The organism is Nonomuraea guangzhouensis (assembly GCF_019396345.1).
GTDB lineage: Bacteria > Actinomycetota > Actinomycetes > Streptosporangiales > Streptosporangiaceae > Nonomuraea > Nonomuraea guangzhouensis.
The window spans coordinates 14,168-30,014 of record NZ_JAHKRM010000022.1; the positions used below are offsets into that span (position 1 = coordinate 14,168).

Genomic DNA, 15,847 nt, shown 5'->3' on the forward strand with positions numbered 1-15,847 from the left:
TGCGGGTCGGTGGCTGGGTGCAGGTAGGTGACTGGGTGCAGGTCGGTGACTGGGTGCGGGTCGGTGACTGGGTGCAGGTGGATGACTCGGTGCAGGTGGATGACTCTGTGACGGTACGGGGTCGGATGAGCCTTGCCGGGGGAGGCACGGATCGAGTGGGGCTCGCCGGTGACGGTACGGGTCAGTGGAGGTACGGGTTGGGTGTATGCGGCGCCGATGGTCGCTCCGGCGGGGTGGGGGTACCGGTCGGGCGTTCTTCGGTCATGGTCGGGGCGCACGACACGTCGCCGGACGTACGAGGCGGAGGACGTACGAGGCGGAGGACGTACGAGGCGGAGGACGTACGAGGCGGAGGACGTACGAGGCGGAGGACGTACGAGGCGGAGGACGTACGAGGCGGAGGACGTACGAGGCGGGGGGCGGGGGCGTACGAGGCGGAGGGCGTACGTGAGGAACTCTCAGTAATGGTCTGGGCGTAGGACGACGTCGTCTGGTGCGGTACGGACCGGCGAGCTTCGTTGGGCACGTGACGCCTGACTTGGATTCGGTCGCGGGCTGTATCTCTCGCTCGCCGTTCCCGCCTGGTCGCGCCGCCTCTGTACGGCTGGTGGTGCGGCTGCGGTGCGGTGTGGAGGCGACGTTTCCGTGACTCTCACCAAGCGACACGAATCCGGTTCACTGCGGCAAGGTCGCCGCGTCGCGAAGTTGGTCACGGGCGAGTCCTCTCCGTCAGGGTGTCGTGTCCTGGGCCGGTGCGCGGGTGGCCTTTTGTGTCGAAGGTCAGGGCGGGTACGGATTCGACGAAGCCTGTCGAAGATCTCGACAGGAGGCAGATTTCCGCTACGCGGCGGCGTCCGTCGGAGCGGTTGCGGGTCAGGTGGATGACCACGTCCAAGGCGGCGGCGAGTTGGCTGTGAACGGCTTCTCTGCTCAACCCCGCCGCGCAGCCCAATGCCTCCAGCCGGGGCGGTACGTCGGCGGCCGCGTTGGCGTGCAATGTGCCGCAGCCGCCCTCGTGGCCGGTGTTCAGGGCGGCTAGCAAGTCCACTACTTCGGCGCCTCTGACCTCTCCGACCACTACTCGGTCGGGGCGCATGCGGAGGGCCTGGCGTACCAGGTCTCGTAGGCCTACGCCGCCGGCGCCTTCGAGGTTTGGTGGACGGGACTCCAGGCGTACGACGTGGGGGTGGAGCGGGCGGAGCTCGGCTGAGTCTTCTACGAGAAGCAGGCGTTCGCCTGGGTCCGCCAGCGAGAGCAGGGCTGACAGGAGAGTCGTCTTGCCTGTGCCGGTGCCGCCTGTCACCAGGAATGCCAGCCGGGCCGTCACGATGGCCGTCAGTAGGGGCACCGCCGACGGTGGGATCGTGCCTGCCGCCACCAGGTCGGGCAGGGCGAACGTACGTCTCGGTGGCAGGCGGAGCGACACGCAGGTGCCGCCTGAGGCGATCGGCGGGAGCACGGCGTGGAGGCGTACTCCTCCGGCCAGTCTGGCGTCCACGTACGGCGAGGCGTCGTCCAGGCGACGGCCGGCGGCGGCTGCCAGGCGCTGGGCCAGCCTGCGGACTGCGCCGTCGTCGGTGAACGTCACCGAGGTCCTGCGCAGGCCGTGGCCGTCGTCGACCCATACCTCGCGAGAGCCGTTGACCAGGACGTCGGTGACGTCGGGTTCTGCCAGGAGGGGCTCCAGCGGGCCTGCTCCTATGAGGTCGGCGCAGAGGGAACGGGCTACGGCGAGGATCTCCGCGTCGCCGTATACGGATTTTTCGGCTCGTAGGGCTACTGCTACCTGGGCGGCGCTTGGTTCGACGCCGGTCCGTGCCAGCCGTACGCGCACGGCCTCGATCAGCTCAGGTGACACGCCCGTGTTCATGTGCTCATTTCTCTGTGCTCTGTGTCGCTTTTGATATGTGCTCGCCTCTGGCCTGACCTGCGCTGATCCCTGTCCTGGTTTGGGTGGCGGTGCGTCCGCCGTGGGTGGTGGTTTCCGTCACGAGGAGGCCCGACCCGGCCGGTCTGCCCAACTGACCCCCAAAGGACGCGGGCTCACGGGCTGACAGGCCACCGGTGCGGACGCGAACGCGGGTGCGGGTGCGGACAGCTCCTTGCCGCCGAGGACAACGGCTGGCTCGTCACGGCGGGAGTAGGTCGCGGAGGAGGGAGGTGCAGAGGGCGCCGAGGACGGTGCGGGGGCCGAGTTTGGGGAGTTCGCCGCGGTTGAGGGTGGTGGGGAGGCGGGGCTGGTCGGGTAGGTGGCCTGCGGAGGGGATGCCGAGGGAACTCGCCACCACGTCGTCGTCGAGGATGCCGGGGCGGATGACCGCGCGGATGTCTGAGGTGTGCCGGTTGACCTCCGTGAGGACCTGGGCGGCGGCCAGGACTCCGCGTACGTCGGCCGTGGCCACGAGCAGGGTGCCACTCGCCCTTGTCAGCGCCTCGATGGCGGCAGGGTCGAGGTGGCGTGGTAGGTCGACGACCACCACGTCGAAGCCGCGGCGCCCGGCTTCCAGCACCGAGCGCATGGCCTGGGCGGGGATCGCCCGTACCTCGCCGCGGTGGAAGGACAGGACCGTCAGGTCGCCGAACGCGGGCAGCGCGGCCTGCAGGGCCGCCGAGCCGACCCGGCCCTCGCGGGCCACCAGGTCTCCCCAGCGCGCGCCGGTGGCCTCCTCCTGTCCCAGCAACGCGTCGATGCCGCCGCCCAGCGGGTCGGCGTCGATCAGCAGCGTGCGCAGGCGGTCGCCGGAGGCGCGCAGGGCCAGACAGGCCGACAGGACGCTCGCGCCGACGCCGCCCCGGCCGCCGATGACGCAGAGCACGACGCCGGAGCGGGGATCGGGCTCCATGGCGTCGGCGAACTCCTCCACGAGGCGCCGCTCGCCGCTGGGCAGGTCGATGACGGCCTGGGCGCCCACGGCCACGCATCGGCGCCAGCTGTCGGGGTCTTCCGGGTCGCGGGTGACCAGGAGCACGCCGTCTCGGGCGGGTGGTGAGGTGGCGGCCATCGCGTCGGCCAGGTCGCCGCCTATCACCACCAGGGGTGCGAGGTTCCAGAAAGGGCGCGCGTGGGCGGGGGCGTGGGCCACGTCGAGCTGGGCACCGGCTGCGGCGGCCACGCGGACGAGGTCGTCGAGCAGGTCACGGTCTTCGGTGATGACCAGTGGGCGGTGCATGAGGGGTCTCCCTGATCTGGTGGTCGGGATCGGGAGGTACACCATGCGTCGGGAGGGTGGGGTGGCGGGGGGCCGAACGTGGTTCTGTGGATGACGGGGCTGGAGGAGGGAGTTCCTGTGGACGACGGGATGGGAGGAGGGGGTAGGTCCGGGGTCTGTCCTGGTGGGCGGCTAGACCGCAAGACGGACTATCAGACGGTCCACAAGACCGAAGTCCTGTGGATGATGGGGGTCGCTGGACAAAGGCCCTGTGGAAGTCGGCGCCGGAGGATGGACCTCGCCGGCGAAGGGGCCGGAGGGCCAAGGGGGCCAAGCGCTGGGGGGCCAGACGGCCGGGAGAACCAAGGCGCACAGAAAAGGGGCGACCCCCGCCGGGGGGGAGAGCGGGGGTCGCCTGATCGGTCCGGCTCCGGGGGGGTAGAGCCGGTCCCGTTTCAGAAGAAAGCTTTCATCACTTGACCAGAGCATGGCAAGAGACTGGCAATGCAAACCCGTGCACAGTCGCCCCAGTTTCAAGAGATACCCCCGTATGCTGCCCGATCAACTTGAGTTTCGTCGAGGAGCAATCTCGCATTTTCGCCAAGTTTTTTCGCCCTCTCATAACGATCACATAAAGCAGCTCACTCAGAGTGATCGTCACAGGTTGATAACCACAGCAAAACCCCCGGTCGCGCGAAATCTCCGCCCCCGCAGACCCTCGTCCTGGTAAAGGTCTTGCTCCCAGGGGTTCCCATCAGGGCGGATCCGTCGTACAAAGGTGACACGGACCACTTGTCCGGGTGCGTCAACCAGGCACCCACGCGCGACCAGCCGCGGGAGGCGCGTCGTGACGGGCTTGTCCCGCTCCGACGAATAGAGGTGCACGCTTGGTAACCCGGTGTGACGTATCGGCCGACGGCGTCTCATGACTGAGACGCCGTCAGCTATGTCAGCCTCAAGCAGGCTCAGGTAGGTCAGCCCCGTTGCAGCGCCTCGCAGATCGCGGTCGTCTCGCGTACGCCAAGGGTGACCGCGGCGGCACAGTGTCGTACCCAGGTCGCCACCCCCTCGGGTGATCCGCTCAGGTAGGCCCGCAGGCCATCGGCATAAGGCAGCTCCAGATGCCCTACTTCGACGGCCACCAGCGACTTCGGGTCCAGCCCGTACTCGACCAGTGTGAGCCGTTCGGCCGAGCGCGCGACGACGCCGTCGGCCGTACCGAACGGGCGCAGCACGGCCAGCTCCGCGTGGACGACGGCGGCCAGCACGAGCGCGGGCGCCTTCGTGGGCGCTTCGAGCAGCCCGAACAGGCTCTCCAGACGCGCGGCCAGCTCCTCGTCCGGGGTGCGCGGCCGGCCGAGTGAGTCCGTGAGACCGGCCGCGGCGACCGTGTGCAGGCGGGCGAGCACCTGACGGGGGGCTTTGCGCCAGGTGATGCCCAGCCGGCCCAGCTCGGCTGAGGCGCGCAGGGCTCCCTGGACGACGGGATCCTCGACCGAGCCCTGGCGCAGCTCGTCCAGGGGCACGTCGACGCCCTCGATGGCCGCCGACGCCCGCGCTCCGCGCAAGGACGACTCGGCCGACACAGTCGGGCTCGCGCGGCGCAGGACGCGATGGCGATAGAGCCCGTCTACGGCCCGCCTGGCCTCCTCCACCGCCTCGGGAACGCCGGGAAGTGCCGCGATGACAGCCAGTGGATCACTCACGGCATTCAACATTAGCGGGGGACCCAATAAACCCATCCATTGGCCCGTTCCATCTTCGTTCGGTGCCAAGATGACAACAGTTCAATAGCGCATGTAAGACCACTTGATAACCGGATCGGCCGCGCGTCGTCACATGTACAGACCTGTCTAGACCTCTTGTGTGCGGAGCAGGTGAGCTGGTGGAGTGGGACATGAACCGTCAGATCTGGCCATAGAAGGAGTACGAGGTGGCCCCGGAAACCCCTGGCAACGAGCCCCAGGCGCTGTCGAACCTGCTGCAGGAGAACCGCCGGTTCGCACCGCCGGCCAACCTGGCGGCGGCGGCGAATGTGACCTCCGCCGCGTACACCGAGGCGGCGGCCGACCGGCTCGCGTTCTGGGAGAGTGCGGCTGACCGGCTGACCTGGGCCAAGCGGTGGGAGACCACGCTTGAGTGGAACGCGCCGTTCGCCAAGTGGTTCGTCGGCGGCGAGCTGAACGTCGCCTACAACTGCGTCGACCGCCACGTCGAAGAGGGCCGCGGCGACAAGGTCGCCTACCACTGGGAGGGCGAGCCCGAGGGCGACACCCGTACCCTCACCTACAACGACCTGAAGTCCGAGGTCAGCAAGGCCGCCAACGCCCTGCTGGAGCTGGGCGTGCGCAAGGGCGACCGCGTCGCCGTCTATATGCCGATGATCCCCGAGCTGCCGATCGCGATGCTGGCCTGCGCCAGGATCGGCGCGGTCCACTCGGTGGTGTTCGGCGGGTTCTCGGCGACCGCGCTGAAGAGCCGCATCGACGACGCCGACGCCAAGCTGGTCATCACGGCCGACGGCGGCTACCGCCGCGGCGCCCCCTCGGCGCTCAAGCCGACCGTGGACGAGGCCGTCGCCGAGTGCCCGCAGGTCGAGCACGTCCTGGTCGTACGTCGCACCGGCCAGGACGTGGCGACGAACGACAAGGACGTGTGGTGGCACGACGTGGTCGAGCGGCAGAGCGACCAGCACACCGCCGAGCCGCACGACGCCGAGGACCCGCTGTACATCCTGTACACCAGCGGCACCACCGGCCGGCCGAAGGGCATCCTGCACACCACCGGCGGATACCTGACCCAGACGGCCTGGACGCACCACGCGGTCTTCGACCTCAAGCCGGAGACCGACATCTACTGGTGCACCGCCGACATCGGCTGGGTGACCGGACACTCCTACATCGTGTACGGCCCGCTCGCCAACGGCGCGACCAGCGTCATCTATGAGGGGACTCCCGACACCCCGCACCGGGGCCGGTTCTGGGAGATCGTGCAGAAGTACAAGATCACGATCCTCTACACCGCCCCCACGGCGATCCGGACGTTCATGAAGTGGGGCGACGACATCCCCGCCAAGTACGACATGTCCAGCCTGCGCATCCTCGGCTCCGTCGGCGAGCCGATCAACCCCGAGGCGTACGTCTGGTACCGCGAGCACATCGGCCACGACCGCTGCCCGGTCGTCGACACCTGGTGGCAGACCGAGACCGGCGCCATCATGATCAGCCCGCTGCCGGGCGTCACCAGCGGCAAGCCGGGCGCCGCGATGCGCCCGCTGCCGGGCATCAGCGCGGACGTGGTCGACGACCAGGGCAACAGCGTGCCCGACGGGGGCGGCGGCTTCCTGGTGATCCGTGAGCCGTGGCCGTCCATGCTCCGCACGATCTGGGGCGACGACCAGCGCTACATCGACACGTACTGGAGCCGCTTCGATGGCATGTACTTCCCCGGCGACGGCGCCAAGAGGGACTCGGACGGCGACCTGTGGCTGCTCGGCCGCGTCGACGACGTCATGCTCGTCTCGGGGCACAACATCTCCACGACGGAGGTGGAGAGCGCGCTGGTGAGCCACCCGAAGGTCGCCGAGGCGGCCGTCGTGGGCGCGACCGACCCGGTGACCGGGCAGGCCATCGTGTCGTTCGTGATCCTGCGCGGCACCGCGGAGGAGGGCGCCGACATCGCCACCGAGCTGCGCAACCACGTGGCCAAGGCGCTCGGGCCCATCGCCAAGCCGCGGCAGATCCTGGTGGTGCCCGAGCTGCCCAAGACCCGCTCGGGGAAGATCATGCGCCGCCTGCTCCGCGACGTCGCGGAGAACCGCAGCGTGGGCGACGTCACCACACTGGCCGACAGCACCGTGATGGATCTCATCTCAGAGAAGCTCCCGTCAGCCAAGAGCGAAGACTGATCCTTTACGGCACGGCCAACCTGGCGCCACCCGCCGCACGTGGCGGGTGGCCTCCAGGGAAACGGCCGCTGACCCCGCACAGGGCCGGCCGCCGTGACGTGCGTCTTCTGGGCCGGTTACCGGGTTAGGGTGACAGCCGGTTACCGGGTTAGGGTGAAAGCGGTGTGCCGGGAAGTCGGGTCGGCGTCACGAGGAAGCGATCCTCGCGACACCCGCCAGAGGAGACCCCGTGCGTAGAACCATCGAGATGTGGCCCTTCCCACCCACCGTCCGCTACGCACGCACCGTGGCCGAGGCGCTGCGCGCCGAGACGATCGGCGGCATCGTCATGCTGGCCGCCACCGTCGCCGCGCTGATCTGGGCGAACGTCGCGCACGGCGGCTACGCCGCGCTCCAGCACACCGCGCTCGGCCCCATGGAGCTCTATGAGTGGGCGCAGCACGGCCTGCTGACGGTCTTCTTCTTCGTGGCCGGGCTGGAGGTCAAGGAGGAGTTCGTCCATGGGGAGCTGGCCAACCTGCGCAAGGCCGCGCTGCCCATCGTCGCCTCCCTGTCCGGCATGGCCGTGCCCGCGCTCGTGTACCTCGCGGTGAGCTGGGGGGCGCCGGACGCGGCACGCGGCTGGGCGATTCCCACCGCCACCGACATCGCCTTCGCGCTCGCCGTGCTGGCCGTGACCGCCAGCGCGATGCCCCCGGCCCTGCGGGCGTTCCTGCTGACCAGCGCGGTCGTCGACGATCTCGGCGCCATCACCATCATCGCCGCCTTCTACACCGACCACCTGAACCTGCTCATGCTGCTGGCCGGCGCCGCCCTGATCGCCGTCTACGGGATCCTGCAGCGCTCGGGAGCCGGGAAGCTGTGGATGTACCTGCCGCTGGCCGTAGGCGCCTGGTACGCCGTGGAGGCCAGCGGCGTCCACGCGACCGTGGCGGGAGTGGCGCTCGGTCTGCTCACCCGCGTCACGACGCGAGAGCACGAGACCCGCTCCCCCGCGGAGGCCGCCGATCACTACCTCCGCCCCGTCTCCGCGGGCTTCGCGGTGCCGGTCTTCGCGTTCCTGTCGGCGGGGGTGAAACTCGACGGCTCCAGCCTCGGCGGTATCTTCTCCGATCGGGTAGTTCTGGGAGTGGTAGCGGGGCTCGTGATCGGGAAGTTCCTGGGTGTGTTCGGCGGTGCCTGGCTGTCCGTACGGCTGGGCCTGGCGAAACTATCCGAAGAGCTCCAATGGCGGGACATGGCGGCGGTGTCGCTGTTGGCCGGGATCGGGTTCACGGTGTCGCTACTGATCGGCGACCTGGCTTTCGGCGCCGACCGGGAGCGGGCCGACGCCGTGACGACCGGGATCCTCGCGGCCAGCCTCACCGCGTCCGTCCTGGCGGCGGTGCTGCTCCACGTACGGGTGCGTAAGCGCCGCACAGCGCTGGATGATGTTTGACAGGGCCACCAGGCCTCGATAGGAGACGTTCATGCCGCAGACTCCCGAGGAAGAATCCCTGGGCTCACTGGTCGCCCAGGCGAGCGATCACATCTCGACCCTGGTCCGCTCGGAGATCGAGCTGGCCAAGGCCGAGCTCAGGTTCGACGCCAAGCGGGTCGGCACGGCCGGTGGCCTGTTCGCCGCGGCCGCCTTCATGGCGCACCTGTGCTTGATCCTCGCCTCGTTCACGTTCGCCTTCGTGCTCGCCCAGTGGCTGCCGAACTGGGTGGCCTTCCTCATCGTCACCGCCGTCTACCTGGTGGCCGCCGGGCTGGCGGTGTTCTTCGGGATGCGTAGGCTGAAGGGACTCGCCGGAATGAAGCGTACGACCAGGTCGATCAAGGGCCTCAAGGAGATCGCCACTCCGGAGAAGGAGATAGAGCCGGTGACCAGTGATGGCGCCTGACGAGTCAGTCGTCCAGATCGAGGGCCCGTGGAAGCACCGCGCGGTCCACGCCGGCGGCACCCGCTTCCACGTCGTGGAGGCCGGTGAGGGGCCGCTGGTCCTGCTGCTGCACGGGTTCCCGCAGTTCTGGTGGACCTGGCGCAACCAACTCCGGTCGCTGCCCGCCGCCGGGTTCCGCGCGGCCGCGGTGGACCTGCGCGGTTACGGCGGCAGCGACAAGCCGCCGCGCGGCTACGACCTGCCCACACTGGCCGGTGACGCGAGCGGCCTGATCCGCGCGCTCGGCGAGACCGGGGCCATCGTGGTCGGCCACGACTGGGGCGGCCTGCTCGCCTGGACGATGGCGGTGCTCGACCCGAAGTGCGTGCGCCGGCTGGTCACCGTGTCCGCGCCGCACCCGCTGCGCATGCGCAGGTCGCTGGTGACCGACCCGTTCGGCCAGCTGCGGGCGACCCGCCCGTCGATCGGCTACCAGCTCCCGCTGCTGCCCGAGCGCCGGCTCACCCGTAACGACGGCTCGCTGGTCGGCAAGATACTCGACGCGTGGTCGGGCCCAGGCTGGCCGGACGCGCAGACCGCGCGCGTCTACCGCGAGGCGTTCCGCATCCCGACCGTCGCCCACTGCGCGCTGGAGTATCACCGCTGGTTCGGCCGCTCCCAGTTCCGTCCCGACGGCCTGCGTTTCGCCAGGACCATGCGTGCCGAGATCGAGGCCCCCACCCTGCAACTGCACGGCGCGCTCGACCGCCGGGTGCTGCCGCGCACCGCCCAGGGTTCGGGCGGCTACGTGACCGCTCCCTACCGGTGGCGGCTGATCGAGGGCGCAGGCCACTTCCCCCACGAGGAGACCCCCGACGTGTTCGATGCCGAGCTGATCGGCTGGCTGACCGACCCGGAGCCTGACCGATGAGAGACCGCGACCCCGACGGCAAGCCGCGCAACGCCCGGCCACGCGACGCCTACGGCCGGCCGCTGCCCTACGGCTCGACCGGCGTGGACCGGGTGCCCGACGACTACGCGCCCTCCACAGCGCAGGCCCTGGCCGACGGGCGCCGCTTCCTGAGCGAGGGCCTGCCGTTCAACGCGCACGAGGTGTTCGAGGGCCGCTGGAAGTGCGCCCCCGACGACGAGCGCGAGCTCTGGCAGGGGCTGGCGCAGATCTGCGTCGGGCTGACGCACCTCCAACGCGGCAACGGGCGCGGGGCGCTGACCCTCTTCGGCCGCGGCGCCGCCCGTGTGCAGTCGTACGGCGAGCCGTACGACTCGGTGGGCCGGGCGGCCTCGGGCCTGAGCCCCGACAGCGACCCCGGGCAGGCCATCGCGCTGATCCTGAGCGAGCTGCCCGGCTAGTCGCACTCCTGCGTGCCGGCCGGCGTGGTGTCGTTCCTGCCCTGGTCGGCGTCGGGCCTGACCTCGTTGGCCGTCAGCACGTAGCCGGTGTCCTCCTGGCTGACCGCGGCGGCGAAGACGACCCCGAACACCTGCCCGTTCACGGTCAGGAGCGGGCCGCCGGAGTTGCCGGGCAGCACCTTGCCGCGGATCGCGTAGACCTTCCGGGTGACGTTCTTGCTGTGGTAGATGTCGGGGCCCTCGGCGTCCAGCTGGCTGCGGATGCGGGCCGGCTCCGCCGTGAAGCCCTGACCCTTGGGGAACCCGGCGACGATGGCGTTGTCGCCCTTCTCCGCGCTGCCGTCGAAGGAGAGCTGCGGCAGGTCCAGTCCGGGCACGTACAGGATGGCGATGTCCCGCTGCGGGTTGTAGCGGACGACCGTGGCCGGGTGGCGCTTGTTGTCGTAGGCGAGGACCTGCAGGTCACGTGTCACGCCGGCGACCACGTGCGCGTTGGTCATGATCCGGTCCTTGGCGTAGACGAACCCGGTGCCCTCGATGAGCTTGTTGCAGCTCTCGGCGTTGCCCTGCACCTTGACGATGGCCCGCTGCGCCCGGCCGAGCTTGGCGCCCTGCAGGATGCTGCGCGCCGGCGGCGGCACGTCGACGAGCTGGCCGGCGCCGATGGCGTCGAACACCGGCGGGAACTCCGACCGGTCGACGAACTTCTTGAACGGCTGCTGCCAGTTGCGCGCGCTCTGCGGGATCGAGTCGTCGACCGTGGTGAGCAGCATGGAGTTCTTTACCTGGTCGACGAGGGGGGTGAACGCCGTCGACACGATCAGCGACCCGATCAGCCAGGCGATCACCAGCACCGACAGCGCGCTGGCGAACGTGCCGCCGACCGCGTCGGCGACCTTGGCCGGCTCCCAGGTGACATGGCTGCGCACCACGGCGCCGATCGTCGAGGAGGCGAACTGGCCGATCGTCGCGGCCAGGAAGACGATCACGATCGCGAGCAACGCCTGCGGCGTGTCACCGCCGACGACGGCCTTGGCGATGGGAGGCGCGATGAAGACCCCGAGCACGGCCCCGCCGACGAATCCGACGAAGCTCATGACACCGATGATGAAGCCCTGCCGGTAACCCGAGATGCCGAAGGCGATCACGAGGCCGATCAATATGAGGTCAAGCAGATCACCGCGCACGTTTCAAAGGTAACCAGCGATCCGGTCAAGTGTGCACGTCTTCCCAAGGACGTCGTCACCGGCTGGTTACCGTTGACGGCATGCCGCCGATCGACGAAACAGTGCGCGGCCTCATCGAAGCAGCTCTTGACGACGACGATCCCGACGGGGCGGTGCGCTGGCACGTGATCTCCGTACTACGGCAGCGCGACGATCTGGAGTCCTTCATCGAGGCGCGACGGCTCTGCGCGGCGGATGACGTCACCCAGCGCCTGCTCGGCGTGGACATCATGGGCATGCTGAAGACGTTCGCGGACCGGACGCTGCCCGTCCTGCGCTACCTCGCGGCCAGCGAGGACCACGTCATGGTGCTCTACTCCGTGCTCATCGCCTTCGGCCACCTGGCCGACCCTCGGTCGCTGCCGTCCGTGCTCGACCTGGCCGTGCACGACGACCCACGCGTCAGGTACGGCGCCGCGTACGCGCTCCAGCACGTGCTGGGCGACCCGCCGGACCGGGCCGGGCTGAACGCGCTGCGGGCGCTGGCCGCCGACAGCGACCCCGACGTGGCCGGCTGGGCCGCGCTAGGCGTCGCGCTGACCACGGGCGACTCGGACCGCCTGGGCCCGGTCGTCTGAAGCCCTGTTCAGCCTCGCGAGGCCAGGTCCAGGACGTCGGGCGGCATCTCCTCCACCTGCCCGGGGTCCCACGGCCGCTCCAGGCCGCCTTCGCGCAGCACCGCGTCGAGCACCATCGCGGTGAACCCCCACACCAGCATGCCGCGCACCCGGAACGCCGGCCCGGCGAAGCCACGCGGATGTCGCAGCGTGAACCGGTTGCCCGGATCGACCAGCTCGGCGATCGGCACCCGCTCCACGGACTCGACCTCGGCGGGCGAGGCCGCGTGCACCGCCGACGGTGTGTGCCACCAGCCGACGACCGGCGTGACCCGGTTGTCGCTGCGCCAGACGAAGAGCTCGGGCATCGTGCCGAGCACGGTCACGCCGCTCGGGTCGAGGCCGGTCTCCTCCTCCGCCTCGCGCAGCGCCGCCCCGACGGGCCCGCCGTCCTCCGGATCCACGCCGCCGCCCGGGAACGCCGGCTGGCCCGCGTGCCTGCGCCCGTTCGAGCTGCGCTGAATGAGCAGCACGTCGGGGCCGAGCGGCCCCTCGCCGAACAGCAACAGCACCGCCGCGGGCCGGCCGCCCTCGGCGGGCGGCCGCAGCCCGGAGGGCACCGAAGTACGTACGGCCTGCGCCGCGAGCCTGTCGAGCCAGTGGGGCACCTGAGTCACGCAATCTCCAACACGCCGGGGCTTCGGGGACTTCCCCGTTTTACGAGAAGGGGCCCGATCTCACGAGCTTCTGGGCCTTGGCGGTGTCGGTGGGGCCGGTGCCGTACGAGGGGCAGAGGGCGGCCAGCGGGCAGACGCCGCAGGCCGGCGTGCGGGAGTGGCAGATGCGGCGGCCGTGCCAGATCACCCGGTGCGAGAAGACCGTCCACTCGCGCTTGGGGATCAGCTCCCCCACCACGTGCTCGATCTTGACCGGGTCGGTCTCCTCGGTCCAGCCGAAGCGGCGGACCAGCCGCTGGAAGTGCGTGTCGACGGTGAGCCCAGGCACGTCGAAGGCGTTGCCGAGCACCACGTTGGCCGTCTTGCGGCCCACGCCGGGCAGCTTGACCAGGTCCTTCAGCTTGTTGGGCACCACCCCTCCGTGGTGCTCGCACACGGCCTGGGCCATGCCGATGATGCTGTTGGTCTTGGCGCGGAAGAACCCCGTCGAGCGGATGATCTCTTCCATCTCGGCTCGGTCGGCGCCCGCATAGTCATCCACTGTCGGGTACTTGGCGAAGAGGACTGGAGTAACCATGTTGACCCTCTTGTCCGTACACTGCGCCGAGAGGATCGTCGCGACCAGCAGTTCGAGCGGGGTACCGAAGTCGAGCTCGCAATGGGCGTCGGGGTAGGTTTCCGCCAGGATGCGATTCATCCGGCGTGCGCGACGCACGAGGGCGAGCCTGGACTCAGTGGGCATTCCCATAGCCTACGTGTGCCGCCCGGAGTGGGGTGCGTCACAATGGCAGCAGAGGAGGCAGAGTGAACACCGAAGATGTGCTGGGCAAGGCCCCCCTGTTCGCCGCGCTTGACCGTGAGAGCGCCGCGGCGCTGCGGACGAGCATCACCGAAGTCCAGCTGTCCAAGGGACAGACGCTCTTCCACGAGAACGAGACAGGCGACCGGCTCTACGTCGTGCTCGAAGGCAAGATCAAGCTGTCGCGCACCTCGCCCGACGGCCGGGAAAACCTGCTGAGCGTGCTGGGCCCGAGCGAGATGTTCGGCGAGCTGTCCCTGTTCGACCCGCGTCCCCGCACGGCCTCCGCGACCGCGCTGACCGACGTGCGCCTGGCCGGGCTGGGCCACGACGACCTGCGTCCCTGGCTCACCGGCCGTCCCGAGGTGGCGCTCCACCTGCTGCGGGCGCTGGCCCAGCGGCTGCGCCGCACCAACGACGTGCTGGCCGACCTGGTCTTCACCGACGTGCCCGGCCGGGTGGCCAAGCAGCTGCTCGACCTGGCCGAGCGGTTCGGCACCAAGACCGACGACGGGCTGCGCGTCCACCACGACCTCACCCAGGAGGAGCTGGCCCAGCTCGTCGGCGCCTCACGCGAGACGGTCAACAAGGCTCTCGCCGACTTCGCGCAGCGCGGCTGGCTGCGCATCGAGGCCAAGGCCGTGGTCATCCTCGACATGGACCGCCTCTACAACCGCTCCAGGTAGTCGAGCTGGGCCCGCACCGACATCTCGGCCGCGGGCCACAGCGAGGTGTCGACGTCGCTGTAGACGATCTCCACGATCTGGCGGGGCGTCTTGGCGCCCTGGCGCAGCGCCGCCCTGATCTGGTCGAGGCGCTGCCGCCGGTGCGCGAGATAGCCGTCGAGCACGCCGATCGGGTCGGCCAGCACCGGGCCGTGGCCCGGCAGCAGCGCCGCCACGCCCAGCTCCTCGGCCATGGTCCTGAGCCGGTCGAGGCTGCGCAGGTAGTCGGCCAGGTCACCGTCGTGGGCGATCACCGTGGTGCCGCGGCCGAGCACGGTGTCGCCGGTCAGCATGGCCTCGTCCTGGGGCAGCCAGAAGCAGAGCGAGTCGAACGAGTGCCCCGGCGTGCCGTACACGCGCACCTCGACGTCGCCGGCGCGCACCACGTCGCCGTCGCCGAGCCCCTCGTCGCCGAGCCGGTGCTTGGGGTCGAGCGCCCGTACGGGCGCGCCGACCAGCTCGGCGAAGCGCTTGGCGCCGCCGCTGTGGTCGTGGTGGCCGTGGGTGAGCAGGATCCGGCTCACCCGGCGCCCGGCGAGGTGATCGGCGACCCGGCGCAGGTGCCGCTCGTCGTCGGGGCCCGGGTCGATGACGATGGTGTCCTGTTCGCCGATGATCCAGGTGTTCGTGCCGTCGAGGGTCATCGGTGACGGGTTGGGGGCGAGGAGGTTCTCGGCGTGGGCCGTACGGGATCCGTCGGGTGAGCCGGCCGGGATGTGCAGGCCGCTCATGCCGTCACCAGCTGGAACTCACCGTCGACCTCCACGACCCTGGGCAGGATCGTGACGATCTCGCGCCGCGCGGCCAGGACGGCCTCCACCGAGTCGCAGGCGGCCAGTTCGTTCAGCGTGCGGTAGGTGGGCGGCATCAGGAAGATCTTTCCCTCGTGCGCCAGCTCGACGGCGTCGGCCGGGCGTTTCCAGGCGACCTGGTCGGCCTCGCCGCCGACATCGCGGGTGCGCTGCCCCTCGGGGAGCACGGCGGCGAAGAAGCGGGTGTCGAAGCGCCGGGTCTCGATCTCCGGCGTGATCCAGTGCGCCCAGGGCTTGAGCAGGTCCGAGCGGAGCACCAGGCCGCGCTTGGCGAGGAAGTCGGCGAAGGCCAGGCTCCGGTCGATCAGCGCGAGCCGGTCGGCCTCCCAGTCGTCTCCCGTGGTGTCGTCGACGACCGAATCGGGCCCCGGCCCCGCGAGCAGCACCCCCGACTCCTCGAAGGTCTCCCGTACGGCCGCGCAGACCAGGCCGCGCGCCACCGCCTCGTCCGCGCCGAAGACCTCGCCCCAGTCGGCCGGAGACGGCCCGGCCCAGGCGACGGCGTGGTCGGTGTCACGGGGATCGACCGAGCCGCCGGGGAAGACGTAGGCGCCCGCCGCGAAGGCCATCGTGGCCTTGCGCCGGAGCAGATATACCTCTGGCCCCTCGCGCAGGATCACCACCGTGGCGGCGTCCCGCGCGGGGACCGGCTGGACACGTCCGGCGAGGATGTCCCTGGCTCGCTCGGCGAGCTCGTCCGGGAGTCGAAGACCAGTCACATGACCTCCTTCTAGAACATCACTCGGGTCATGGTGACAT

15 protein-coding genes are annotated in these 15,847 nt (G+C 70.1%); 7 read left to right on the plus strand and 8 right to left on the minus strand.

Annotation, left to right across the window (positions count from 1 at the left end):
• Positions 1-709: 709 nt before the first annotated feature.
• The 3 genes from KME78_RS38485 to KME78_RS38495 all read right to left on the minus strand — a co-directional run bounded on the left by KME78_RS38485 (position 710) and on the right by KME78_RS38495 (position 4,855).
• The gene (locus KME78_RS38485; RefSeq protein ID WP_219534402.1) at positions 710-1,870 is read right to left on the minus strand and encodes a TadA family conjugal transfer-associated ATPase; all 1,161 of its coding nucleotides are present in this window, start codon (positions 1,868-1,870) and stop codon (positions 710-712) included.
• A gap of 259 nt (positions 1,871-2,129) precedes the next feature.
• Complete coding sequence (gene ssd / locus KME78_RS38490; protein ID WP_219534403.1) at positions 2,130-3,170, minus strand: septum site-determining protein Ssd; 1,041 nt, start codon at positions 3,168-3,170, stop codon at positions 2,130-2,132.
• A gap of 953 nt (positions 3,171-4,123) precedes the next feature.
• Positions 4,124-4,855 (minus strand): Fic family protein, encoded by a 732-nt coding sequence (locus KME78_RS38495; protein ID WP_308127292.1) that lies wholly within the window; start codon positions 4,853-4,855, stop codon positions 4,124-4,126.
• Between the two features lie 227 nt (positions 4,856-5,082).
• Here KME78_RS38495 and acs point away from each other — a divergent pair, with 227 nt between their 5' ends.
• From acs to KME78_RS38520, 5 genes are all read left to right on the plus strand, one after another.
• Entirely contained in the window at positions 5,083-7,056 is a 1,974-nt protein-coding gene (gene acs, locus KME78_RS38500) for an acetate--CoA ligase (RefSeq protein WP_219534405.1), read from the plus strand.
• Between the two features lie 229 nt (positions 7,057-7,285).
• Positions 7,286-8,494, plus strand: a complete 1,209-nt coding sequence (nhaA, locus tag KME78_RS38505) for a Na+/H+ antiporter NhaA (RefSeq protein ID WP_219534406.1) — start codon at positions 7,286-7,288, stop codon at positions 8,492-8,494.
• Positions 8,495-8,525: 31 nt separating this feature from the next.
• Positions 8,526-8,942, plus strand: coding sequence for a phage holin family protein (locus KME78_RS38510; protein WP_219534407.1), 417 nt, complete (start codon positions 8,526-8,528; stop codon positions 8,940-8,942).
• Positions 8,932-9,852, plus strand: coding sequence for an alpha/beta fold hydrolase (locus KME78_RS38515; RefSeq protein ID WP_219534408.1), 921 nt, complete (start codon positions 8,932-8,934; stop codon positions 9,850-9,852). The genes KME78_RS38510 and KME78_RS38515 overlap by 11 nt, the downstream gene beginning before the upstream one ends.
• On the plus strand, positions 9,849-10,292 hold the full coding sequence (locus tag KME78_RS38520) for a DUF309 domain-containing protein (protein WP_219534409.1): 444 nt from the start codon (positions 9,849-9,851) through the stop codon (positions 10,290-10,292). The genes KME78_RS38515 and KME78_RS38520 overlap by 4 nt, the downstream gene beginning before the upstream one ends.
• On the opposite strand, the gene KME78_RS38525 is transcribed toward KME78_RS38520, so the two are convergent.
• Positions 10,289-11,479 carry a MarP family serine protease gene (locus KME78_RS38525; protein WP_219534410.1) on the minus strand — a complete coding sequence of 397 codons (1,191 nt, stop codon included), beginning with the start codon at positions 11,477-11,479 and terminating at the stop codon, positions 10,289-10,291. The two genes, KME78_RS38520 and KME78_RS38525, sit on opposite strands and share 4 nt — an antisense overlap.
• An 80-nt stretch (positions 11,480-11,559) precedes the next feature.
• On the opposite strand from KME78_RS38525, the gene KME78_RS38530 reads away from it, so the two are divergent.
• Positions 11,560-12,096, plus strand: coding sequence for a HEAT repeat domain-containing protein (locus KME78_RS38530; RefSeq protein ID WP_219534411.1), 537 nt, complete (start codon positions 11,560-11,562; stop codon positions 12,094-12,096).
• Between the two features lie 8 nt (positions 12,097-12,104).
• Here KME78_RS38530 and KME78_RS38535 read toward each other — a convergent pair whose 3' ends face one another.
• Both KME78_RS38535 and nth read right to left on the minus strand, forming a co-directional pair.
• Positions 12,105-12,752 (minus strand): NUDIX hydrolase, encoded by a 648-nt coding sequence (locus KME78_RS38535; protein WP_219534412.1) that lies wholly within the window; start codon positions 12,750-12,752, stop codon positions 12,105-12,107.
• A 40-nt stretch (positions 12,753-12,792) separates the two neighbouring features.
• Positions 12,793-13,500, minus strand: coding sequence for an endonuclease III (nth, locus tag KME78_RS38540; protein WP_219534413.1), 708 nt, complete (start codon positions 13,498-13,500; stop codon positions 12,793-12,795).
• Positions 13,501-13,556: 56 nt separating this feature from the next.
• Between nth and KME78_RS38545 the strand changes: the two genes are divergently transcribed.
• On the plus strand, positions 13,557-14,237 hold the full coding sequence (locus KME78_RS38545; RefSeq protein ID WP_185069893.1) for a Crp/Fnr family transcriptional regulator: 681 nt from the start codon (positions 13,557-13,559) through the stop codon (positions 14,235-14,237).
• Here KME78_RS38545 and KME78_RS38550 read toward each other — a convergent pair.
• A complete protein-coding gene (locus KME78_RS38550) occupies positions 14,219-15,007 on the minus strand; it encodes an MBL fold metallo-hydrolase (protein WP_219534414.1) in 789 nt (262 codons plus the stop codon). The genes KME78_RS38545 and KME78_RS38550 overlap by 19 nt on opposite strands.
• Positions 15,004-15,807, minus strand: coding sequence for an NUDIX hydrolase (locus KME78_RS38555; protein ID WP_219534415.1), 804 nt, complete (start codon positions 15,805-15,807; stop codon positions 15,004-15,006). Before KME78_RS38555 ends, KME78_RS38550 begins: the two co-directional genes overlap by 4 nt.
• Positions 15,808-15,847 lie beyond the last annotated feature (40 nt).

Bases quoted from the DNA above. Each gene is read 5' to 3' on its own strand.
- KME78_RS38510 (WP_219534407.1), top strand. From the start codon at position 8,526: ATGCCGCAGACTCCCGAGGAAGAATCCCTGGGCTCACTGGTCGCCCAG.
- KME78_RS38530 (WP_219534411.1), top strand. From the start codon at position 11,560: ATGCCGCCGATCGACGAAACAGTGCGCGGCCTCATCGAAGCAGCTCTT.
- KME78_RS38485 (WP_219534402.1), bottom strand. From the start codon at position 1,870: ATGAACACGGGCGTGTCACCTGAGCTGATCGAGGCCGTGCGCGTACGG.
- ssd (WP_219534403.1), bottom strand. From the start codon at position 3,170: ATGCACCGCCCACTGGTCATCACCGAAGACCGTGACCTGCTCGACGAC.
- KME78_RS38550 (WP_219534414.1), bottom strand. From the start codon at position 15,007: ATGAGCGGCCTGCACATCCCGGCCGGCTCACCCGACGGATCCCGTACG.
- nth (WP_219534413.1), bottom strand. From the start codon at position 13,500: ATGGGAATGCCCACTGAGTCCAGGCTCGCCCTCGTGCGTCGCGCACGC.
- KME78_RS38520 (WP_219534409.1), top strand. From the start codon at position 9,849: ATGAGAGACCGCGACCCCGACGGCAAGCCGCGCAACGCCCGGCCACGC.
- KME78_RS38515 (WP_219534408.1), top strand. From the start codon at position 8,932: ATGGCGCCTGACGAGTCAGTCGTCCAGATCGAGGGCCCGTGGAAGCAC.